Here is a 20,615-nt window from a genome sequence, read left to right as displayed (position 1 = left end):
TGTGCTATGCTCTAATTTCTCTTTTCTTGTTTCTACTGTATAGCATAAGCACAGGTAAAACCTTCAAACTCTAAAAAGTGAATATTATACCGTTGTTTTTTGTTCTTATAATCAATCCAGGCAATGGTTTCATGATCGCCTTCAGAAAACGGAATCACCAAACAATGCTGTTTAAAACTAAGTCCTGGCGTACAAAAAAGCTTATATAAAGATTCCTTAACACACCAAATAGCAGTTAATTTCTTTACGTAATCTTCTGCCTTATCGTTTAAATAATCATTTTCGTAATCAATAAACTTATGGGCAATTACGCCAATTTTGTCACGTTGCTTCTCAATATCAATACCAACAATTAAATCGCTTATAATAACCGCTGAGAAAGTAAACGAGTGTGTAATAGAAATTTGTTTACCAGCCTTTAAATGGGGTTTGCCATTTTCATCATAAAACAAATCGGCATCAGCGTATCCAAATTCTTGTAATAAGCAACGTACACTTAAAAATCCACGTTGGTGCAACTCACTTTTCATGCCTAAAACACGATTTAACGCCATTTCTTTCAAATTAACAGCTGCCATTAAATCTGTGTAAGACTCAGTAATCTTCCAGATTTTAACAGTAGTTTGTGAATTTGGGGTAATGGTTTTGTATAAAGGCATTTAATATTCTAAAAGTTAATAGTTATCTTTGCAAACTCTAAGTTAATAATGTGTTTTTCAAAAGCGAATTTAAGTATTTTAAGTTCTAATCACAATGAAGCTTAGCATTAAAAAACAAAAGAAAATTACTATGAGTACAAAAACAATTCCTTACGTAGCTAGTAAAGTAAAAGACGCATCTCTTGCAGATTGGGGTCGCAAAGAAATAAATTTGGCAGAAGCTGAAATGCCAGGATTAATGAGTCTTCGTGAAGAGTATAAAAACGAACAACCATTAAAAGGAGCACGAATTGCTGGTTGCTTACACATGACTATTCAAACAGCTGTTTTAATTGAAACCTTACAAGCTTTAGGAGCAGAAGTTACTTGGAGTTCTTGTAACATTTTCTCAACTCAAGATCAAGCAGCAGCAGCAATTGCAGCAGCAGGAACATCAGTTTACGCATGGAAAGATATGACCGAAGAAGAATTTGATTGGTGTATCGAGCAAACACTTTTCTTTGGAGAAGATAGAAAACCATTAAACATGATTCTTGATGATGGTGGCGATTTAACTAACATGGTTTTAGATAAATACCCAGAATTAGCAGCAGGAATTAACGGACTTTCAGAAGAAACTACAACAGGTGTTCACCGTCTTTACGAGCGTGTAAAAAACGGAACATTACCAATGCCTGCTATTAACGTAAACGATTCTGTAACAAAATCTAAGTTCGATAATAAATACGGATGTAAAGAATCTGCAGTAGATGCAATTCGTCGTGCAACCGATATTATGCTAGCTGGTAAACGTGTAACTGTTTGTGGTTATGGCGATGTTGGTAAAGGTACAGCTGCTTCATTTAAAGGTGCTGGGTCTATAGTAACAGTAACCGAAATCGATCCAATTTGTGCGTTACAAGCTGCAATGGACGGTTTTGAAGTTAAAAAACTAGAAACTGTTGTTGCAAATTCAGATATTATTATTACAACTACAGGAAATAAAGATATTATCCAAGGGCGTCATTTCGAAGCCATGAAGGATAAGGTTATTGTATGTAACATTGGCCACTTCGATAACGAAATCGATATGGCTTGGTTAAACAAAAACCACGGTAACACTAAAGATACCATTAAACCACAAGTAGATAAATATAATATTGCTGGAAAAGACATTATTATACTTGCCGAAGGACGTTTAGTAAACTTAGGTTGTGCAACAGGACACCCAAGTTTTGTAATGAGTAACTCATTTACAAACCAAACTTTAGCGCAAATCGAACTTTGGAAAAATGCCGATGCTTACGGAAACGACGTATATATGTTACCAAAACATTTAGACGAAAAAGTAGCAAAATTACACCTAGCAAAAATAGGCGTTGAGCTTACCGAGCTTCGCGAAGAGCAAGCGAGTTATATTGGTGTAACTGTAGATGGTCCATATAAGCCAGAACATTACAGGTACTAAAAATTCCAATTATAAAATTCCAAATCCCAATCATTCGTGTTTGGGATTTTTTTTGCTTTAATTAGTCCTAAAATAAGATTAATTGAAGCTAGAAGTTGGGCGTTACTTTTTACTCATACCTACAAGGTTTTTTTTGTAAACCTTGCAGGATCGCAAAAAGTCGGGCTATCCGCTACAAGTCCTCGCACCTCCTATGTCGGGCTGTGGGCTTTCCACTACTATCCCTAACGCGAGTGCAGTACTTAAAACCACATTATAAGTTTAAAAGTGTAATATGGGTACAATTAAAAATCTAGAAAAGACACATTAAACCCGTTACCTAAAAGCGTTTTCATAACTTCGGGATTTCCGTTTGTAAAAAATTGCGATTTAGGCTCAGCCATTGCATTATTTAATTGATTATGTTCTTTTAACACAGCCTTGGTTTGTCGTGCTACAGCTTCGCCAGAGTCAATAATTTTAACATGCTTTGGTAATAATTCTAAAAGAATAGGCATTAAGTAAGGATAATGTGTGCAACCCAAAACCAAGTAGTCAATATTAGCTTTAATCATAGGCTCTAAATAGTCCTTTAAAAGCAATTTCATGGCTTCGGTATGCAGTTTACCAGCTTCAATTAGCTCTACAATACCATCGCCTATTTGCTCTACAATAGTAACATCTTTAGCAAATAGTGTAGCCGTTTTAGAAAATAAGGCACTACTTAATGTCCCTTTAGTTGCTAGGATGCCAACCGCATGCGTTTGGGTTTGTAAAGCTGCTGGTTTTATTGCTGGCTCAATACCAATAATGGGCACATTATATTGCGCTCTTAAATACGTAATAGCATTTGTTGTGGCCGTATTACAAGCTACTACAATTAGCTTACAATCTTTACTAAGTAGATACTCGGTATTTTTTATACTTAAGGCTAAAATAGCCTCTTTACCTTTTGGTCCATAAGGCGCATTAATACTATCGGCAAGATAAATAGTATGCTCATGAGGTAAAAGCACGTGTATTTCTTTCCAAATGGAAGTTCCTCCAACTCCAGAATCAAAAATACCAATAGCTTGCTTACTCATAAGTTTAACAAAAATAAAAAAGCTGCCTTTATAAAAGACAGCTTTAAAAATTATTTTATAGTAATTTTATATTAGATACCTAATTGCTTCTTTACATCTGCAAGAATATCTGTTCCGTTAGCCACAATTAATGTTGCTCTATCAATTACATATTCGTATCCTTTAGCTTTTGCTACTTCGTTAATAGCGTTCATAGCAGCTTCTTGAATAGGCTTAAATAACTCAGCTTCTTTAGTTGCTAAATCTTTTTGAGCATCTGCTCTAAATTGTTGAATACGTTGTTGCTTTTCTTGAAGTTCTAAACCTCTTTTTTGGTTTTCTTCGTCTGTCTTTGTAGCTGCTTCAGCTTCGTATTGTTTTACCGTGTTTTGGTATTCTGTAATTGAAGCTTGAATATCTGTTTGGTACGTTTTACCTAAAGCTTCAATTTCAGCTTGTGCAGTTTTAGCTGCTGGCATTGCTGCAATCAATTCTTGTGTGTTTATATGCGCAACTTTACTTTGTGCTTGCGTAAAACTAACTGTTGCAAAACATAGTGTGATTGCTAATAAAAGAGTTTTAAATTGTTTCATTTTTAAATAGTATTAAGTGTGTTATAAATTAATTATTGTTGTTTATACTGTCTTTTGCCTTTTGGCGTTCTTCTAATATTTGTTTTTTTCTTTCTTCAAGGGCTTTTTTTCTAGCTTCCCTTTCTGCTAATTTTTTTTGTCTATTTTCTTCAATTAGTTCTGCTTTAGTTTTAGTGACTGTAGCTTCTGTTTTACTAGTTGCTTCTTTAGCTTCCGTACTTGCAGCTTCTGTTACTTCAGATCCAGTGCTTCTAGCATCTAACTTAGCTTGTTTAGTCTTTTCTCTATCATCCAATACTTTTTGGCGTCTTGCTTCTGCTTCTAGTTTTTTAGCTTCTCGAGCTGCTAAAATTTCTTTTCTGCGTTTTTCAACAGCACTTTCTCTTTCGGCTTTCTTTTCTTCTAATGCTTTTTCTCTAGCTTCAAGCTCTTCGTTAATTTCCGGAATTAACTCTTCCTCTTCTGCCGCTTTACGTTCTGCTTTGGTTGTTGCTTGCTTACGTTTAGAAGTTCGCGTTATACTTCTTAAAACTTGCTCGCTAACATCAAATTGTTTTGCAGAGAACAACATAACAGCATCTGAAGATTTATCGAAAATAAAATCATACTTTCTGCCTTCTGCCATATCTTGAACGGCTGCAAATATTTGATCTTGAATAGGCTGCATTAATTGCCTTTTCTGAATAAATAAATCGCCATTTGGACCAAAACGTTTTTGTTGATAATCTAAAATTTCATTTTCTTCAAAAGTGATATCCTCTTCCCGTTCATCAACAAGCTCTTTTGTTAAAAGTGCTTTTTCATTGCTTAAGTCTTTTCGCTTTTGCTCAACTGTTGTTAATTTAGATTGAATCTCATTTTTCCATTTTTGAGCTTTATCATCTAATTGTGCAGTTGCTTCTTGATACTCAGGAACATTCTCTAAAATATACTCGGTATCTATATAAGCTATTCTTACACCACGTTGGGCGTTAGCATAAAAGCTTAGCATAAAAACTAATGTCAGTAAATAAAGAACGTTATTTTTCATCTGTTAATATTTTATAATTTTTTGGTTATAAATTCTAAAATGACAGATGATCTTTCTGTCTTTTGGAATTGCATCTTCAAAATTAACGAATTTTAACGTTAAAAATTTCAATTCTGTTGTAAATCATCAATGTGTTATTAGAAAATATCGTGCCAAAGTATTTTTTTACCTAAAACTGTTGTCCAATTATGAAATGTGTTTCCCATCCATTTTTAACAGTTTGCCCTGGTAATGGGTCGAAACCGTGACCAAAATCAATACCTAATAATCCAAAGGCTGGCATAAATATACGTATACCTAAACCGGCAGATCTATTGATGTTAAACGGATTAAAATCTCGAAAAGAATCAGAAGATGCTCCTCCTTCTAAAAATCCTAAGGCATAAATTTTAGCAGATGCTTTTAAAGTAATTGGATAACGTAGTTCTAATGAAAATTTATTGTAAATACTAGAACCATCTTGCGATGCTTGACCAGTACTTTCATCTAAATGTGTTAACGATTGGTTTGGATATCCACGTAATTGAATAACTTCTCTACCATCTAAAGAGTAATTTGCTAGTCCATCACCACCTAAATAAAAACGCTCGAATGGTATAACACCTCTATCTTGATTATAAGCGCCCAAGAAACCAAATTCTATTTTTGGTCTTAAAACTAAATTTTTGGTGATTTGAGTATACCACTCTCCAGAAAATTTAACTTTATAAAATTCTAACCAGTTATAACGCTTTTGATCTATTTCTGTAATATCGTTGTTAGCTGCAATATAATTAGGATCGGTTGTACTTGTTGCATTAGATCGACGCTCTAAGGCTTCATCATAATCTTCTGATAATTGCTCATAATCTACACCATTAAATAATGAATACGGAAATGAGAATTTTGTTGAGAACGAGAAGTTCGAACCACCTGTTGGGAAAATAGGATCTACACTTGTATTGTTTCTACTTAAGCCAAACGTATATGATAAGTTATTTGAGAAACCATCACCAAATGTAAATAACCCAGTGTTGTAGTTATTTAAATCGTAACGTTGGTAACTAATAGCTTGCGATAACGTAAAATAGTCATCCGGCACTTGCAAACGTTTTGCTAAACCAAACGTAATACCTGTAATATTAAAACTTTTACTTTTATCTGCATTACCAGTTGTGTAATCGTATAAAAACTGCTTAGTATGCGATAATGATGTAGAAAACTGAACAGGTCGTTTACCTCCTAACCAAGGCTCAGAAAATGAAAAGCTATAGGTTTGATAAAAACGACTGGCTTGTAACCGCAACGCTAGTTTTTGACCATCTCCCATAGGGATTGGCTTATACGCTTCCTTTTTAAACATATCTTTAATAGAGAAGTTATTAAAGGATAAACCAAGTGTACCTATAAAACCACCACCACCATAACCACCTTGTAGCTCAATTTGGCTAGATCCGGTTTCTTTAACCGAATATTCCATATCGATAGTACCTTCAACAGGGTTAGGGTTATTAAAATTCGGTGAAATTTCTTGAGCATCAAAGAAACCTAATTGTCCAAGCTCTCTAACTGTACGTACCACATTTGCTTTACTATATAGTTGTCCTGGACGTGTACGTAGTTCTCTATAAATAACGTGATCGTTAGTTTTATCGTTACCAACAACACTTACCGTGTTAAAATATGCTGGTTTACCTTCAGATATTCTCACCTCAATATCAATAATATTATCAACTGCACTTACCTCAACTGGGTTTATACTTGAAAATAAATAACCGTTGTTTTGGTATTGGTTTGTAATATCCTGCGCATCTGGTTTAGAGTTATCTGCAATACGTTCTTGCAATAAAATTCCGTTATAAGTATCGCCTTCTCTAATACGTAACAATCTACTTAATTGATCGTTAGTATAAACCGTGTTACCAATAAATTTAATTTTACCAAAGGTATATGGCTCACCTTCATTTACATCGATAACTAATGATATGGTTTTATCATCATTATAAATAATACTATCTGCTAATATTCTAGCATCTCTGTAACCATTCTCTTTGTATGTATCTATAACATGACCTAAATCTGCTTGATACGATGAATCAATAAATTTTGAACGTTTTAAAAGTCTTATACGTTTAATTTGTTTGGTCCCTTTCATGCTTTTTCTAAGCTGCTTATCGCTTAGAACATCGTTACCATTAAACGTAATCTTTTTAATTTTTACTTTTTCTCCTTTATCAATATTAAGCACCATATTTACTCTTGCTGTTTCAATAGAATCTTGAACTTCAATAGTATTTATATGCACCTTAGTATTAAGAAAACCGTCTTTTTTATACTTTTTAGTAAGGAAATTTTTGGTAGTGGTAATTAAGTTTTCGGTAACCTTAGTTCCCTTTCTTAATTTGTTATCTTTAATAATACCTTCGTGCTTTCCCTTTTTAACGCCGTTAATTTTAAGCTCGTTAAGTTGTGGTAAATCGGATAGTTTTATTTGTAAATATGCTACATCGCCTTCAATTTTAGTAACATAAACTTCAATGTCGCTAAATAATTTAGAGTTCCAAAGTTTTTTAATGGCATTACCAATATCCTCTCCGGGTATAGTTATTACTTTACCTTTTCTTAAACCAGAATACGTGATAATGGTTTGTTCGCTAAAGGTTGTATTACCTGCTACTGTTATTTCTGCTAAGGTGTATTTAGTACCCTCGTTGAAATTTGAATTTTGGGCATAAATATTTAAGCAACTGATAAAAAATAATATTGATAAGCAGTGTTTTAAATAGGTATGCGTAGGTAATTTTTTAGCTAAGTTGTTCACTTGTTTTCCCAAATCGTCGTTCTCTTTTTTGATATTCAATAATAGCTTCATACAAATGTTGCTTCGTAAAATCTGGCCATAAGACACTTGTAAAGTATAATTCGGCATAAGCGATTTGCCATAGTAAAAAATTGCTTATACGTTGCTCTCCGCTTGTTCTAATAAGCAAATCTACGTCTGGTAAATTTCGCGTGTAAAGATGCTCATTTATAATTGATTCATCAATATTTTCGGCCGAAATTATATTATTTTTAACTTTAATACTAATTTCTTTAACACTGTTTATGATTTCGGCTCTAGAGCCATAGCTAAGCGCAAGAGTTAAAGTCATTCGAGTATTCTGCTTTGTACTTTCAATAACTTCAGTTAATTCTTTAAACACTTTTTTAGGCAACGTCTCTAGAGATCCAATTGCGGTAAGTTTAATATTATTATCTTGAAGTGTTTTAATTTCTTTTTTAAGCGAGGATACCAAAAGCTTCATTAAAGTTTGTACTTCTAGCTTTGGTCTGTTCCAATTTTCGGTAGAAAAGGCATAGAGGGTTAAGTTTTCTACACCTAACTCTGCACAAGCCTCTACGGTTTGTCTTACTGATTTTGTACCGTTTTCGTGTCCAAAAGCACGTAACATACCTTTTTGTTTGGCCCAACGCCCGTTACCATCCATAATTATGGCAATGTGTTTTGGTAATGCTCCTTTTAGTACGTTGTTTTTTAAATCCATTTTAATCTATGCAATAGCAAGGGTTTTCTCCAAATGTATAGGTAAGTGTAATTCCTGTAAACATATACCAATCATTATTATTTATATTTCCAAAACGGAATTGTTCTAAGGATCCCGAATCTGGCATACTACCATCCAACTCGTCTGAAAATGTATATCGTGCTCCTACTTCCAGACCCAAGATAAAGTTTTCCAATACATTGGTTTTAAAACCTAATGCCATTGGAATACCAAATGCCCAGCTTGAGGTATCTTCGGAAGTTTGAATTCCGCTTCTAAAAAAAGAATTATCATGATAGGCCATTGTAATTCCCGAAAACAAATACGGCGTTCCTAATTTTTTACCTGAATGTAAATTAAAATCTATAAAGGTAAGCTCCATACCTAAAGACAACTCTGTAATTTTAGTTGAAAACTCGTAACCACGCTGAATACGTCTAGGATCGTTTGAGTTAGTATCTATACCTTCTAATTCGCTAAAAATTATTGAGGCGCGATACGAGTGCCTTTTACTTCTGTTCCATCTATACATACCACCAATGGCTAATTGGTTTGGCGATATATAATCGGTAGCACCAACGTCTCCAATAAAATTACTTCCTCCTAAAAAAACACCAATTTCGTTAATTTGTGCGCTGCTTAGTTGGATGCATAATATGCTTAATATCAATATGGTTAAATGCCTCATAAATATTCAAAAGTTTGCAAATATAATTAAATAACATTAGCCCATTATAATTTGAGCCTATTTGTATGGGTTTAAAACAGAAAATCTCTTAAATTATTGCTTTTTATTGAAACGAATATTGAAGACTATAAGTACTTTCTGATAGATTATTGGTATTAGATTTTAAAACAACGTGTTGTTTAATTTACAAATAGAAACTGACTTATGGTTTAACTCCCAAAATTAGCGTACAGGTTTGCGTTAGGGATTGCACTGAAAAGCCCACAGCCCGACGCAGGAGGCGCGAGGACTTGTAAGGAAAAGCCCGACCGCTGGTCCTGAGCGGAGTCGAAGGGTGTGGTAACCTGCCTGCCGGCAGGCAGGCGCCCAAAACTTATTTATTACGTTTATCTTCGCCCCAAAGGAGCTTTTTGCGGAGGGTGTCTAGAAAGCTTTCGTCTAATAAATCGATCATTTTAATTTTAAAATCGGCTTTCTTAATTTTAATAAGCGTTCCATTATCTAAAGTTGCAATTCTAGAGTCTAGAGATATTAAATGTTGTTTTTCGCGACCATGAACTCTTAAATGTACCTCGGTTGAATCTGGGATAACAAGCGGGCGCGCACTTAAATTATGTGGTGCTATTGGAGTTAACACAAAACTACTTGAACCTGGTGTTATTACAGGTCCGCCGCAACTTAACGAGTACCCTGTTGAACCTGTTGGTGTGGATACAATTAAACCATCGCTCCAATAGGAATTTAAAAATTCGTCGTCTAAATAAGTATCGATAGTTATCATTGCCGTGGTGTTTTTACGACTTACCGATATTTCGTTTAGTGCAAAACTCATGGCCTCGATATCTTTATTGCCCGAAGATGTTTCGACGGTTAATAAACTGCGTTCGGATATGCGATATTTACCATCGATTATATTTTGAATGGCTTTTTCGATTGCATCTACTTGAATGGTTGCCAAAAAACCTAAACGACCTGTATTTATTCCAATAATTGGAATACCCATATCTTTTACAAACATGGTCGCTCTTAAGATGGTTCCATCGCCACCTATACTTACCAGAAGATCGAAACTTGGATCGAGTTCTGTAAAGGTTTTATATTTGTGATAATCCTCAATAGCATGAGACTCCTTATCTATTAATTTATGAAATTCAGTTTCGATATAAGCTTCGATACCTTGGTTTTCAAGATAATTAAATAGGGTTTCAACAGATTTTGGTGTTGTGGTATTATAATATCTTCCGAAAATGGCAACCTTCATAAATTAAAATTACATGTTTAAATATTTGTTTAAATAATCTGATCGCTCCTTTAAGGTTTCAATATAACCATCTTCTTCGTGGCCCGACACTATATTATAGCTGTACCTACGAAAGGTTTGAATAATTTCGTTTAGCCCAGTGTTTCCTATTTTTAAAGTGACTTGAACTAGGTCGGTATTCATTTTAGAAACAAAGGCTCCTAATAGTTTACCATCGTTAGACTCTACAATCTGGCTAATTTCGCTAAACGAATAATCGTTAACACCTTTTTCGACCACTAGAATACCTCCTGCTTCAGAGAAAAAAGGAGATTCGCTAAATAAACTAATTACGTCGTTAAGTTCATAATAGCCTAAATACTCGTTTTGCTCATTTAAAACCGGCATAATATTGGCCGAATTTACCGCAAAGGCTTCTAAAACATCTAACCAAAGAGTATTACTTCTAACATAAAAATCTTCTAAAGCATACAAATAGGTTTCAATAGCTTTTTCGCTATCAAAACAATGCGCATCAGTATCTGAAAAACAGCCCAAATAGGCACCGTTTTCGTTTTTAACCGGAATATGCGAGTATGTAAGCTGATTAAACAATTGTTTTAAATCGCTTGTTTCACTCTGGTTGCTTAATGGCGTTATGTCGTTTATAATAAGCTCTGAAAGTTTCATTTTGTAACTCCTATTTTATTAATACTATAAAATGTATTTGATTTACACTGATAAATTCTAACTGTAATTTATTGAAAAGCGTATTTTATTGCAATCCTTTATAGAACTGCAAATTAATCAAAAAAATAGTATCTATGGCTGTTCTACTTTGTATTTTTGTACAATTAATTTGAGGTTTTCTTAAATTAAAAAATTTCAAATACATTCTATTTTAAAATTTGTTAGATGACTAAGTTAAGTGTTAATATTAATAAAATTGCGACTTTAAGAAATTCTAGAGGTGGCGATGTGCCTAATGTTGTTGAATTTGCAAAAGATGTACAGCGTTTTGGCGCCGAAGGTGTTACCATACACCCAAGACCAGACGAAAGACATATTCGTTACCAAGATGCACGCGATTTAAAACCAGAGGTTTACACAGAATATAATATTGAAGGCAACCCAATTGAATCTTTTATGAATTTAGTTCTAGAGGTTAAACCAACACAGGTTACTTTAGTGCCAGATGCGGTTGATGCTATAACTAGTAACGCTGGATGGGACACCATTAAACATAAAGATTTCTTGGTTGATGTTATTAAGGAATTCCAAAACAACGGCATAAGAACTTCTATTTTTGTAGATCCTATTTTAGAGCAAATTGAAGGCGCTAAAGCCACCGGAACCGATAGAATTGAATTATACACCGAAGCCTTTGCACACCAATACAGTTTAGGAAATAAAGATGCTATTGCGCCCTACATTGAAAGCTCTAAATTAGCTAACAGCTTAGGTTTAGGTATTAATGCAGGTCATGATTTATCTTTAGACAACATCCAGTTTTTTAAAGAAAATATTCCTGGTTTATTAGAAGTATCTATAGGACACGCTTTAATTGCTGAAAGTTTATATTTAGGTATCGAGAACGTTATACAAATGTATTTACATAAATTAAAATAATGCTTTTACACTCAAACATATTAGGAGAAGGAAAACCATTTATTATTCTTCATGGCTTTTTAGGTATGAGCGATAACTGGAAAACCCTAGGAACTCAATTTAGCGAACTTGGTTACCAAGTGCATTTAGTAGACCAACGTAACCATGGACGTAGTTTCCATGATGATGCTTTTAATTATGAGGTTTTAGCCGAAGATTTAAAACATTATTGTGATGCACATAATTTATCTGATATTGTTTTACTAGGTCATTCTATGGGAGGCAAAACAGCCATGTTATTTTCTACATTATACCCAGAACTAGTTTCAAAACTAATAGTTGCCGATATTTCTCCTAGATTCTACCCAGTACATCATGATGCTATTCTAGAAGGGTTAAGCGCTTTAAATTTCGATACTATTAAATCTAGAACGGAAGCAGACAAGGCTTTAAGTCGTTACGTTTCCGATGTTGGAACACGTATGTTTTTACTAAAAAACCTATACTGGATTGAAAAAGGAAAATTGGCTCTACGCATTAATTTAGAAGTTTTAAAACAGGAAGTTGGCGAAGTTGGCGAATCCCTACCAAGTTACGCCAGGTTTGAAAAAGACACGTTGTTTTTACGCGGAGATCGATCTGAATATATTGGTGTTGGCGATGAAGCTATTATTAAAAATCATTTCCCAAAGGCGTATATTACTACCATCTCCAACGCTGGACATTGGTTACACGCCGAAAACCCTAAAGATTTTTCGAAAGCTGTAATTAATTTTGTAAATTCAAATTAAAATTTCAATTATGAATTTAATTTTAAGACTATTACTAAATGCCGTAGCTGTATTTGCTTTGGCTAACTTATTATCTGGTGTGCAAGTAGATGGGTATGTAACTGCAATTATTGTAGCAGTCGTACTATCCATCTTAAACCTTTTAGTAAAACCACTATTGGTCCTTTTAACCTTACCTGCAACCATACTAACTTTAGGATTATTTCTATTAGTTATTAATGGGGTAATGATACTTTTAGCAGATCAATTTATTGATGGATTTTCTGTAGATAGCATATGGTGGGCCATCCTGTTTAGCATCTTACTATCTATACTTCAATCAATTTTACAGTCTTTACTTCAAACCGATAAAAAGTAGTTAAACAACTATTGTAAATCAAGTAATTAAAAACTTTGTTGGGATGTAAAAATATACTATTTTTGCATCCCAATTTTGGTAACAAAAATTGCAGGTTTTAAAACAAACCTTTATTGTTAAATGCCTGATTTAAGGCTTTATATCATTTAAAATGAATATTACAAGAGAAAACGTTGATGCATTAAATGCTGTAGTAAAAGTAGATATCGCTAAAGAAGATTATAGCGATAAGGTTGAAAAAATATTGGTGGATTACCGTAAAACAGCAAACATTCCTGGATTTAGAAAAGGACATGTACCAATGGGTATGGTAAAAAAACAATACGGTAAAGCTGTTTTAGTTGACGAAGTTAACAAACTATTACAAGATGCTTTAAACAAGTATTTAACTGAAGAAAAATTAGATGTTCTTGGACAACCATTACCAAAAACTCAAGATGAGATTGATTGGAATGCTGATAAATTTTCATTTGAATTTGAATTAGGTCTTGCACCAGAATTTGAAGTTGAATTAAAAGGCAAAAAAGCAATCACACAATACAACATTGTTGCTGATGATAAAATGATTGATGAGCAAATTGAACGTATTCAAAAACAATACGGAAAACTTGTATCTCAAGATGTTGTTGAAGCAGATAGCGAAATCACTGGTGCTTACACAAACGAAGAAAAAGAAATAAACAACACTGTAACACTAACATTAGATAAATTTAAGGGCAAATCAACTGCAAAACAATTTATTGGTGCTAAAGCTGGCGATGTTATTACATTAAAAACTAAAGGTCTTTTTGAAGATGATCACGATTTAATGCACGCATTAAAACTAGGTCATGATGATGTTCACGGTTTAGATATTGAAGTAAACTATACAATTACTGAAATTAACAAACGTGAGTTAGCAGATTTAGATCAAGAGTTATTCGACAAACTTTTTGGTAAAGATGTAGTAACATCGGTTACTGAGCTTAAAGCAAAAATTAAAGAAGATGCCGAAAAGCAATTTGTGCAACAAGCCGATCAAAAATTACTAAACGACGTTACTGAGTATTTAGTAGAAAACACAAAATTCGATTTACCTGCAGAATTTTTAACGAAGTGGATGCAAACTGCTGGCGAAAAAGAAATTGATGCAGAACAAGCTAAAGAAGAATACGAAAAGTCTGAAAAAAGCTTACGTTACCAGTTAATTGAAGGTAAATTAATCGAGGCTAACAATGTGCAAGTAACCATGGAAGACATTAAAGGTCATGCTAGAGAAATGATTAAAGGTCAAATGGCTCAATTTGGTCAAATGAATCCTTCTGATAAAGAATTAGATGATATTGCTGCACGTGTATTAGGTAATCAAGATGAAGCACGTCGTATCTCAGAGCAGTTAGTAAGTCAAAAATTATTAAATGTTTATAAAGAAAAAGCAAATCTTAAGGTTAAAGAATTAAGTTACGAAAACTTTGTTAAAGAAGTGTACGGCGACAAATAAATAAATTAAAATTGCTTATATTTAAGCGCTTAAATCTGCGGGTTTAAGCGCTTTTTTATTCAAAAAGAAGTTTTAATTTAATTTTCATAAGCTCACTTCCATGTAAGTCAAGAGTTTAGCACATAAAATATAGAAAAGATTATGGATTACGCTAAAGAATTTGAAAAATTCGCGATAAAAGATCAAGGGATAAGCAGTACGTATTACAATAAGATTATTAGTAGCATGTACCCTACCAACTTAACACCAAACATTATAGAAGAACGCCAAATGAATATTGCCGTTTTTGATGTGTTTTCGCGTTTAATGATGGATAGAATTATTTTTCTTGGTACCGGAATTAATGATCAAGTAGCCAATATTGTACAAGCTCAACTTTTATTTTTAGAAAGTACAGATGCTAACAAGGATATTCAAATCTACATCAACTCTCCAGGAGGTAGCGTTTATGCAGGTTTAGGTATTTATGATACGATGCAATTTATTAAGCCAGATGTAGCCACTATTTGTACAGGAATGGCAGCTTCAATGGGAGCCGTTTTATTATGTGCAGGCGCCAAGGGTAAACGCAGTGGTTTAACACACTCTAGAGTAATGATTCACCAACCATTAGGTGGTGCGCAAGGGCAAGCTAGTGATATTGAGATTACCGCTCGCGAGATTTTAATTCTTAAAGAAGAACTATATAAAATTATAAGTAAGCATTCGGGGCAGGATTACGACAAAGTATATGCAGATAGTGATAGAGACTACTGGATGAAGTCTGATAAGGCCAAAGAATACGGTATGATTGACGAAATTTTGGCTCGCAAATAAATTATTTGTAATTTTAAAGAATTGTTAGAGAGGTATTTAGAACCTTTCGCTCCAAAAAATAATAAGATTAATGGCAAAGGAAGAATTAGAATGTTCGTTTTGCGGTCGTAAAAAACCCGAAACTAACTTGTTAATAGCAGGCTTAGATGCTCACATCTGCGATAGATGTATTGAGCAAGCACATGGTATTGTAATAGAAGAGTCTAAACAAAGTGATAGTAGCGATTTATCTGCAGAATTAAAATTACGCAAGCCTCAACAAATTAAAAATTTCCTTGATGAGTATATTATTGGCCAAGGCGCTACTAAAAAAGTAATGTCTGTTGCCGTATATAATCATTACAAACGTTTACTGCAACCACCTTCAAAGGATGATATTGAAATACAAAAAAGTAATATCATTATGGTTGGTCAAACAGGTACCGGAAAAACCTTAATGGCAAAAACCATTGCTAAAATGTTAAACGTGCCATTAGCTATTGTTGATGCCACCGTTTTAACAGAAGCTGGTTATGTTGGTGAAGATGTAGAAAGTATATTAACACGCTTATTACAAGCCGCAGATTACAACTTAGAAAAAGCCGAGAAAGGTATTGTATTTATTGACGAGATCGATAAAATTGCACGTAAAAGTGATAACCCATCAATTACGCGCGATGTATCTGGTGAAGGTGTACAACAAGCCTTATTAAAACTTTTAGAAGGAACTGTTGTAAATGTGCCGCCAAAAGGAGGACGTAAACATCCAGATCAAAAATTTATAGAAGTAAATACAGAAAATATTTTATTTATTGCTGGTGGTGCTTTCGATGGTATTGATCGTGTTATCTCTAAACGATTAAACATGCAAGCGGTTGGTTACAGTGCTTCCATGTCAGATGATGTTGTAGATCAAGAACATTTACTGCAATACATTATACCAAAAGATCTAAAAGATTTCGGGTTAATTCCAGAAATTATTGGTCGTCTACCGGTTTTAACATATATGGATCCTTTGGATGCCGATACATTAAGAGCCATTTTAACAGAGCCTAAAAATGCCATTATAAAACAATACAAAAAGTTGTTTGAAATGGATGAAATAGAATTCTCTATTTCTGATGGAGCCTTAGGGTTTATAGTTGGTAAAGCTATCGAATATAAATTAGGAGCTAGAGGTTTACGTTCTTTATGCGAAGAAATTTTAACTGATGCTATGTTTGAGTTACCAAGTAGCAACGAAAAGAAATTAAATGTCACTAAGGCTTATGCCGAAGAAAAGTTAACAAAAACAACTTTAAAGAAACTGAAGGCAGTATCATAACATATTAATAATTGGGGCGTTACCTATATCCTGAATTTAGTTCAGGATATAGGTCGCGCTTTCCACTATATCTTTTAAATAGAAAAAACTGCTTTTGGGCAGTTTTTTCTATTTAAAAGGATGCCGTTTCAATCCCTAACGCAAAAAAAGCGATTTGTAACTTAAAACAGCTTAATGTTTAATAATAAAACTCTTTGTGACTTTCTCCTCTCCATCAGATAACATTAATATATAAAAACCTTCTTTAAGGTTTTCTGTTCCAATGTTTACAGATTTGCCTTTATGTTGTTTTGAATATAGTTTATATCCATAAACATCATAGATTTCATAATTTAAATTTATTTCATCTTTAGATTTTTTACTCGATTCATCTTCAGAAACTATGGTAGTAAGAATATTTATCTCTGAACTTGCAGGATTAGGAGAAATTCTAGCACTATATGGTGGTTGGTTAGTAAATGTTCCACATTTTTTAATAGGCTCATCATAAAAACTTCCTTTAGAACCGCAACTATTGGTTATGGTAACAAATAGTTCGAAAGAATTAGATTGATAAAATTTTGGTAATTCTACATTTAGCGTGTTACCATTTGGATAAAAATTTGCGCCTGCAATTGGGAAATAGCTCCAATTAATTGAAGCATCTGGGTCATTTGAGTTCGCTTCAAAGGTAATATAATGATATTTACCCTCACAATACTCATAAGTTCTTACAATGTTTACTGATGGGGTTCCTACAAAAATTCTTTTTGTTAATACAGCATCACCACATACATCTCCTCCATCTCCCAAAGATACTTCCATAGTTACAAAACCAGAACTAGAGCCATTTTTAGTTAAAGTGATGTTTGGTGTACCATTACCTGTCATAGTTACTAAACTATTACCTTCTGTTATAGACCAATTATAAAATGTTAACCCGCTAGTCACAGAATACGTCCTATAGGTACATAGTGTATCTAAACCAGATATTTCTGCATTATTACATCTAAAACTACAATCTGAAAATTCAATATTTGTTCCTACTAATTCAGCTTCCAACCAATTTCCATTTCTCCTATTAAAGCTTATATGAGCTGAATTGTTATTATTAGCATTAAATAGATCAAAATGTGTTACGAAATTATCAAATGTTGTATTTTTAGGTGCAGCAGGAGGTGTTGCTCCAACATAAGATTTTCTGAAATCAGTATCATTTAAGGTAACTGCTGAAGAACCTATGTCTAAAGAGCTTGCCGTTGGAATAATACCGAAACTATTTGAAACAATTCCAGACAAAGGAACTTGAGTTACAGCTGCTAATTGAGAGCCTCCTCCATAAACATCATAAGGTAAGACACTCGTTGGTTGAGGAATATTTTTACTAAATAAAGTAATGGATACTGGAATAAAATATAGGACTTCCTTCTTATATTTTATACTACCACGATATATGGTTTTATTTTCATTTAAATGCTCCATGTATCTACATTGAAAATTTATTTCCCATTTGGATTTTCCAGGAATTAAGGCTGTTCCTATAATATCTGATCTCAAAAAAACACCACCAATAGCTGCACCTAATAAGTCTATAAAACCACTTAAAACTGTACTTTTACCTGCCGTTTTTATATAGCTGATTATATTTGTGTTAACAACTTGTTCAATACCGCATTCACTACCATTAGCAATAGCTATATTACGGATGGATTGTCCACTATAACCTTGCGGATAGCCCATTTGGCTATATTCATTTATCCAAGCATTGTGTATAGAATTGTCTATTGTATAGTTATTAGCTATCCAAGAATATTGCATTTGTCTTGCAGCAGCAACATCGGCAATCGAAAAGGCGCGTAATGGTGTAATAACAGGAGGTACACTTGTGTCTGCTCCAAAAACATTAATAATATCTGAAAAGCCTTCGGCTAAATTATAAGCAATAGGGAGTAATACCTCTCCGGCAATAAGAGGTATTGGTGCCGTAATATATTGGTTACGTAAATGTCTGCCTGCCAACTGAACGCTTATTGGAGTGTTTGCTCCTAAGTGTGGAGCATCATGACTTACATACAAACGCGTATCGTGGTTAAAACTTCTGTTTACTTCAATATCCCTAAGTGCATAACGTGCTATTAAGCCGCCCATACTTTGCCCTAAAACTACATTTTGAGTAGTAGTAATTTTATTATCATTAACCCATTTAATGACTTCTTCTAAAACATAAGCATTACGTTGTAAAAAATCAACACCATTGTTCCAATCGACATAAATGACGTCGTAGGTATCCATTTCAGCTACTAAAGCAGAGTTTGAAAAAGCTGCATTTTCTAAAAAATCATCAATATTATTATCCCCAGCTTCCTGTTCAGGGTTTAAAAGAACACCTGTGTCAAAACCTTCAGCTACTATTAATGGTTTTCTAATAGTGCTACCACCATTGGCATACCTAATATATACTGTGGCACTTCCATAATGATTAGCATAAGGGACTGTTGCGGTTATGCTGGTTTTAAAGTAATCGTCTAAACCATTGAGACCTCTAGAAGCAGTTCCTCTTAATTGTGGGCTACCACCTAATGGAAAGGCATTAAGCCCCTCTTCAACTTGTATTTTAGAATGACTTAATATATGTTGCCCGTTAGTTAGATTTATTTTATACGTCCAAGTATAAGTATTAGCTTGTGTGTAACTTACATTTAATAATTGCCCATAAGTTACTGTTCTGTACCCCAAACCATCTCCAAAATTTATTTGAATGCTTTGAATGTTTGATGGGGTGTTAGATAAAAATAAATTAGCAGGTAATTTAACATTAAAATCTAAACCTTTATGAACCCCTACTGCTGGTGCTATGGCAAATACATCTTTTTCGGCATAAGGGTTTTGCCATACGCCATTAATATATTTGTCTGAAAATTGATTGTTACTGTAATTAATTTTTGTAGGGTGCGCATTATCGTTAAAATGACTATATTTAAAATAGAGCCCGCTTAGAGTCATAACGTCTTTTTCACGTTGCGTAAACCAACGGGTAGCATATTCTTCTGGTGTTATAAACCCTGTATTTACTTGTCTGACACGACACATTATCAAGGTTTTATAGATATCTGATATAGTCTGAGAATTTGTATAAGTAGAATCGGCTAGTGTCCCATCAAACGCTTTTAAATTGGTAAATTCCATACCAAAATCTAGTAAAATACCATGCGGTACTCTGTTTTTATCTAGGTTTTGATAAACTTGGAGTGTTTTGGTTTTAAATTCTGTATTGGTAACTTGTTGTGCATAAATAAAGCTTGTAAATAAACAGGCCAATAAAAGTTTGTAAAAATAATTATTCATAATTTTGTTTTAGATTAAATGATTGTGAGATATTATTTAATTTATTTTCTGAAAGGCTGCTTACCTTGTAGGTAGTCTTTCTTTTTATTTCTTCTTTATTTATTCATATAACTGTTTTTTTAATAATTCCAATCAAAACGTCCCTGTCTTATTTCTACCACTTCTCCAGAATCATTTATGGCATCAAACCAAAATGTACCCGAAATAATAGAGTTTTGTAAATCGATTCTCGACATTTTTAGTTCTCCAGTTAGGATAGTATTAGTATTAAACCTATTAGATAAAGAGAGAGAATAGACTCCTCCGCCCCCCGAAAAGTCTCCATCATCTATTGTGTTTTTATTCAATATATAGGTTTGCCCTTTTTGCAAATCTATTCTACCAGTTTGTATAACAACCCTTTCATTTGTAACTCCTCTTAAATCAGCAAAATTCATGGTAAAAAAGAATTCTCCATCAACAAATTGATAAAAACAATTTACTGGAGGATTAATACCTTCTGCATGTGGTAAAAACACTTCCCCGTTAACCAAACAACCTACGGTGTTAGCACCTATTTGTGTTTCGGCTGGTAAAGAAGCGCCGTCATCGTCATTAGAACAACTGTTAAGGACTAGTAATAAACTAAATAATAAAAGTAGATTTTTCATAATAGATTTTTTATTTAAAATTAGATAATAGTTTTAAGTTTTAGGTATAGGGAACCCGTAA

At 33.5% G+C, this 20,615-nt stretch carries 18 protein-coding genes; 7 read left to right on the top strand and 11 right to left on the bottom strand.

Annotation, left to right across the window (positions count from 1 at the left end; all coding sequences use genetic code 11):
* Positions 1-32 precede the first annotated feature (32 nt).
* Positions 33-659 (bottom strand): 4'-phosphopantetheinyl transferase family protein, encoded by a 627-nt coding sequence (locus AAFN75_RS08710; RefSeq protein ID WP_411809183.1) that lies wholly within the window; start codon positions 657-659, stop codon positions 33-35.
* A 130-nt stretch (positions 660-789) separates the two neighbouring features.
* On the opposite strand from AAFN75_RS08710, the gene ahcY reads away from it, so the two are divergent.
* Positions 790-2,106, top strand: a complete 1,317-nt coding sequence (gene ahcY / locus AAFN75_RS08705) for an adenosylhomocysteinase (protein WP_144115194.1) — start codon at positions 790-792, stop codon at positions 2,104-2,106.
* A 284-nt stretch (positions 2,107-2,390) separates the two neighbouring features.
* On the opposite strand, the gene murI is transcribed toward ahcY, so the two are convergent.
* From murI to AAFN75_RS08665, 8 genes are all read right to left on the bottom strand, one after another.
* Entirely contained in the window at positions 2,391-3,170 is a 780-nt protein-coding gene (gene murI, locus AAFN75_RS08700) for a glutamate racemase (RefSeq protein WP_411809182.1), read from the bottom strand.
* Positions 3,171-3,241: 71 nt separating this feature from the next.
* Positions 3,242-3,742, bottom strand: a complete 501-nt coding sequence (locus AAFN75_RS08695; RefSeq protein ID WP_411809181.1) for an OmpH family outer membrane protein — start codon at positions 3,740-3,742, stop codon at positions 3,242-3,244.
* A 28-nt stretch (positions 3,743-3,770) separates the two neighbouring features.
* Positions 3,771-4,772 carry an OmpH family outer membrane protein gene (locus AAFN75_RS08690; RefSeq protein WP_411809180.1) on the bottom strand — a complete coding sequence of 334 codons (1,002 nt, stop codon included), beginning with the start codon at positions 4,770-4,772 and terminating at the stop codon, positions 3,771-3,773.
* A 169-nt stretch (positions 4,773-4,941) separates the two neighbouring features.
* Complete coding sequence (gene bamA, locus AAFN75_RS08685) at positions 4,942-7,623, bottom strand: outer membrane protein assembly factor BamA (protein ID WP_144115190.1); 2,682 nt, start codon at positions 7,621-7,623, stop codon at positions 4,942-4,944.
* A complete protein-coding gene (locus tag AAFN75_RS08680) occupies positions 7,556-8,296 on the bottom strand; it encodes an isoprenyl transferase (RefSeq protein ID WP_144115189.1) in 741 nt (246 codons plus the stop codon). The genes bamA and AAFN75_RS08680 overlap by 68 nt, the downstream gene beginning before the upstream one ends.
* Position 8,297: 1 nt before the next feature.
* Positions 8,298-8,984, bottom strand: coding sequence for a DUF6089 family protein (locus AAFN75_RS08675; RefSeq protein ID WP_411809179.1), 687 nt, complete (start codon positions 8,982-8,984; stop codon positions 8,298-8,300).
* Positions 8,985-9,357: 373 nt separating this feature from the next.
* Entirely contained in the window at positions 9,358-10,245 is an 888-nt protein-coding gene (locus AAFN75_RS08670) for an NAD kinase (protein ID WP_144115187.1), read from the bottom strand.
* A gap of 9 nt (positions 10,246-10,254) precedes the next feature.
* Positions 10,255-10,914: an acetoin utilization protein acuB gene (locus AAFN75_RS08665; RefSeq protein ID WP_411809178.1), complete on the bottom strand. Its 660-nt coding sequence runs from the start codon at positions 10,912-10,914 to the stop codon at positions 10,255-10,257.
* A 225-nt stretch (positions 10,915-11,139) separates the two neighbouring features.
* Between AAFN75_RS08665 and AAFN75_RS08660 the strand changes: the two genes are divergently transcribed.
* The 6 genes from AAFN75_RS08660 (at position 11,140) to clpX (ending at position 16,580) form a co-directional block, all read left to right on the top strand.
* On the top strand, positions 11,140-11,853 hold the full coding sequence (locus AAFN75_RS08660; RefSeq protein WP_411809177.1) for a pyridoxine 5'-phosphate synthase: 714 nt from the start codon (positions 11,140-11,142) through the stop codon (positions 11,851-11,853).
* Entirely contained in the window at positions 11,853-12,623 is a 771-nt protein-coding gene (locus tag AAFN75_RS08655) for an alpha/beta fold hydrolase (protein ID WP_411809176.1), read from the top strand. The genes AAFN75_RS08660 and AAFN75_RS08655 overlap by 1 nt, the downstream gene beginning before the upstream one ends.
* Positions 12,624-12,633: 10 nt before the next feature.
* Complete coding sequence (locus AAFN75_RS08650) at positions 12,634-12,981, top strand: phage holin family protein (protein WP_411809175.1); 348 nt, start codon at positions 12,634-12,636, stop codon at positions 12,979-12,981.
* Positions 12,982-13,132: 151 nt separating this feature from the next.
* Positions 13,133-14,461, top strand: coding sequence for a trigger factor (gene tig / locus AAFN75_RS08645; RefSeq protein WP_411809174.1), 1,329 nt, complete (start codon positions 13,133-13,135; stop codon positions 14,459-14,461).
* Positions 14,462-14,602: 141 nt separating this feature from the next.
* Complete coding sequence (clpP, locus tag AAFN75_RS08640; RefSeq protein ID WP_092848401.1) at positions 14,603-15,277, top strand: ATP-dependent Clp endopeptidase proteolytic subunit ClpP; 675 nt, start codon at positions 14,603-14,605, stop codon at positions 15,275-15,277.
* A gap of 70 nt (positions 15,278-15,347) precedes the next feature.
* The gene (clpX, locus tag AAFN75_RS08635; RefSeq protein WP_144115181.1) at positions 15,348-16,580 is read left to right on the top strand and encodes an ATP-dependent Clp protease ATP-binding subunit ClpX; all 1,233 of its coding nucleotides are present in this window, start codon (positions 15,348-15,350) and stop codon (positions 16,578-16,580) included.
* A 171-nt stretch (positions 16,581-16,751) separates the two neighbouring features.
* On the opposite strand, the gene AAFN75_RS08630 is transcribed toward clpX, so the two are convergent.
* Both AAFN75_RS08630 and AAFN75_RS08625 read right to left on the bottom strand, forming a co-directional pair.
* Positions 16,752-19,904 (bottom strand): T9SS type A sorting domain-containing protein, encoded by a 3,153-nt coding sequence (locus tag AAFN75_RS08630; RefSeq protein ID WP_411809173.1) that lies wholly within the window; start codon positions 19,902-19,904, stop codon positions 16,752-16,754.
* A gap of 119 nt (positions 19,905-20,023) precedes the next feature.
* On the bottom strand, positions 20,024-20,554 hold the full coding sequence (locus AAFN75_RS08625) for a DUF6252 family protein (RefSeq protein WP_411809172.1): 531 nt from the start codon (positions 20,552-20,554) through the stop codon (positions 20,024-20,026).
* Positions 20,555-20,615: the final 61 nt, after the last annotated feature.

This window comes from Algibacter sp. AS12, from assembly GCF_046736315.1.
Lineage (GTDB): Bacteria > Bacteroidota > Bacteroidia > Flavobacteriales > Flavobacteriaceae > Algibacter_B > Algibacter_B amylolyticus.
This window is presented reverse-complemented; position numbering and strand designations above follow the sequence as displayed.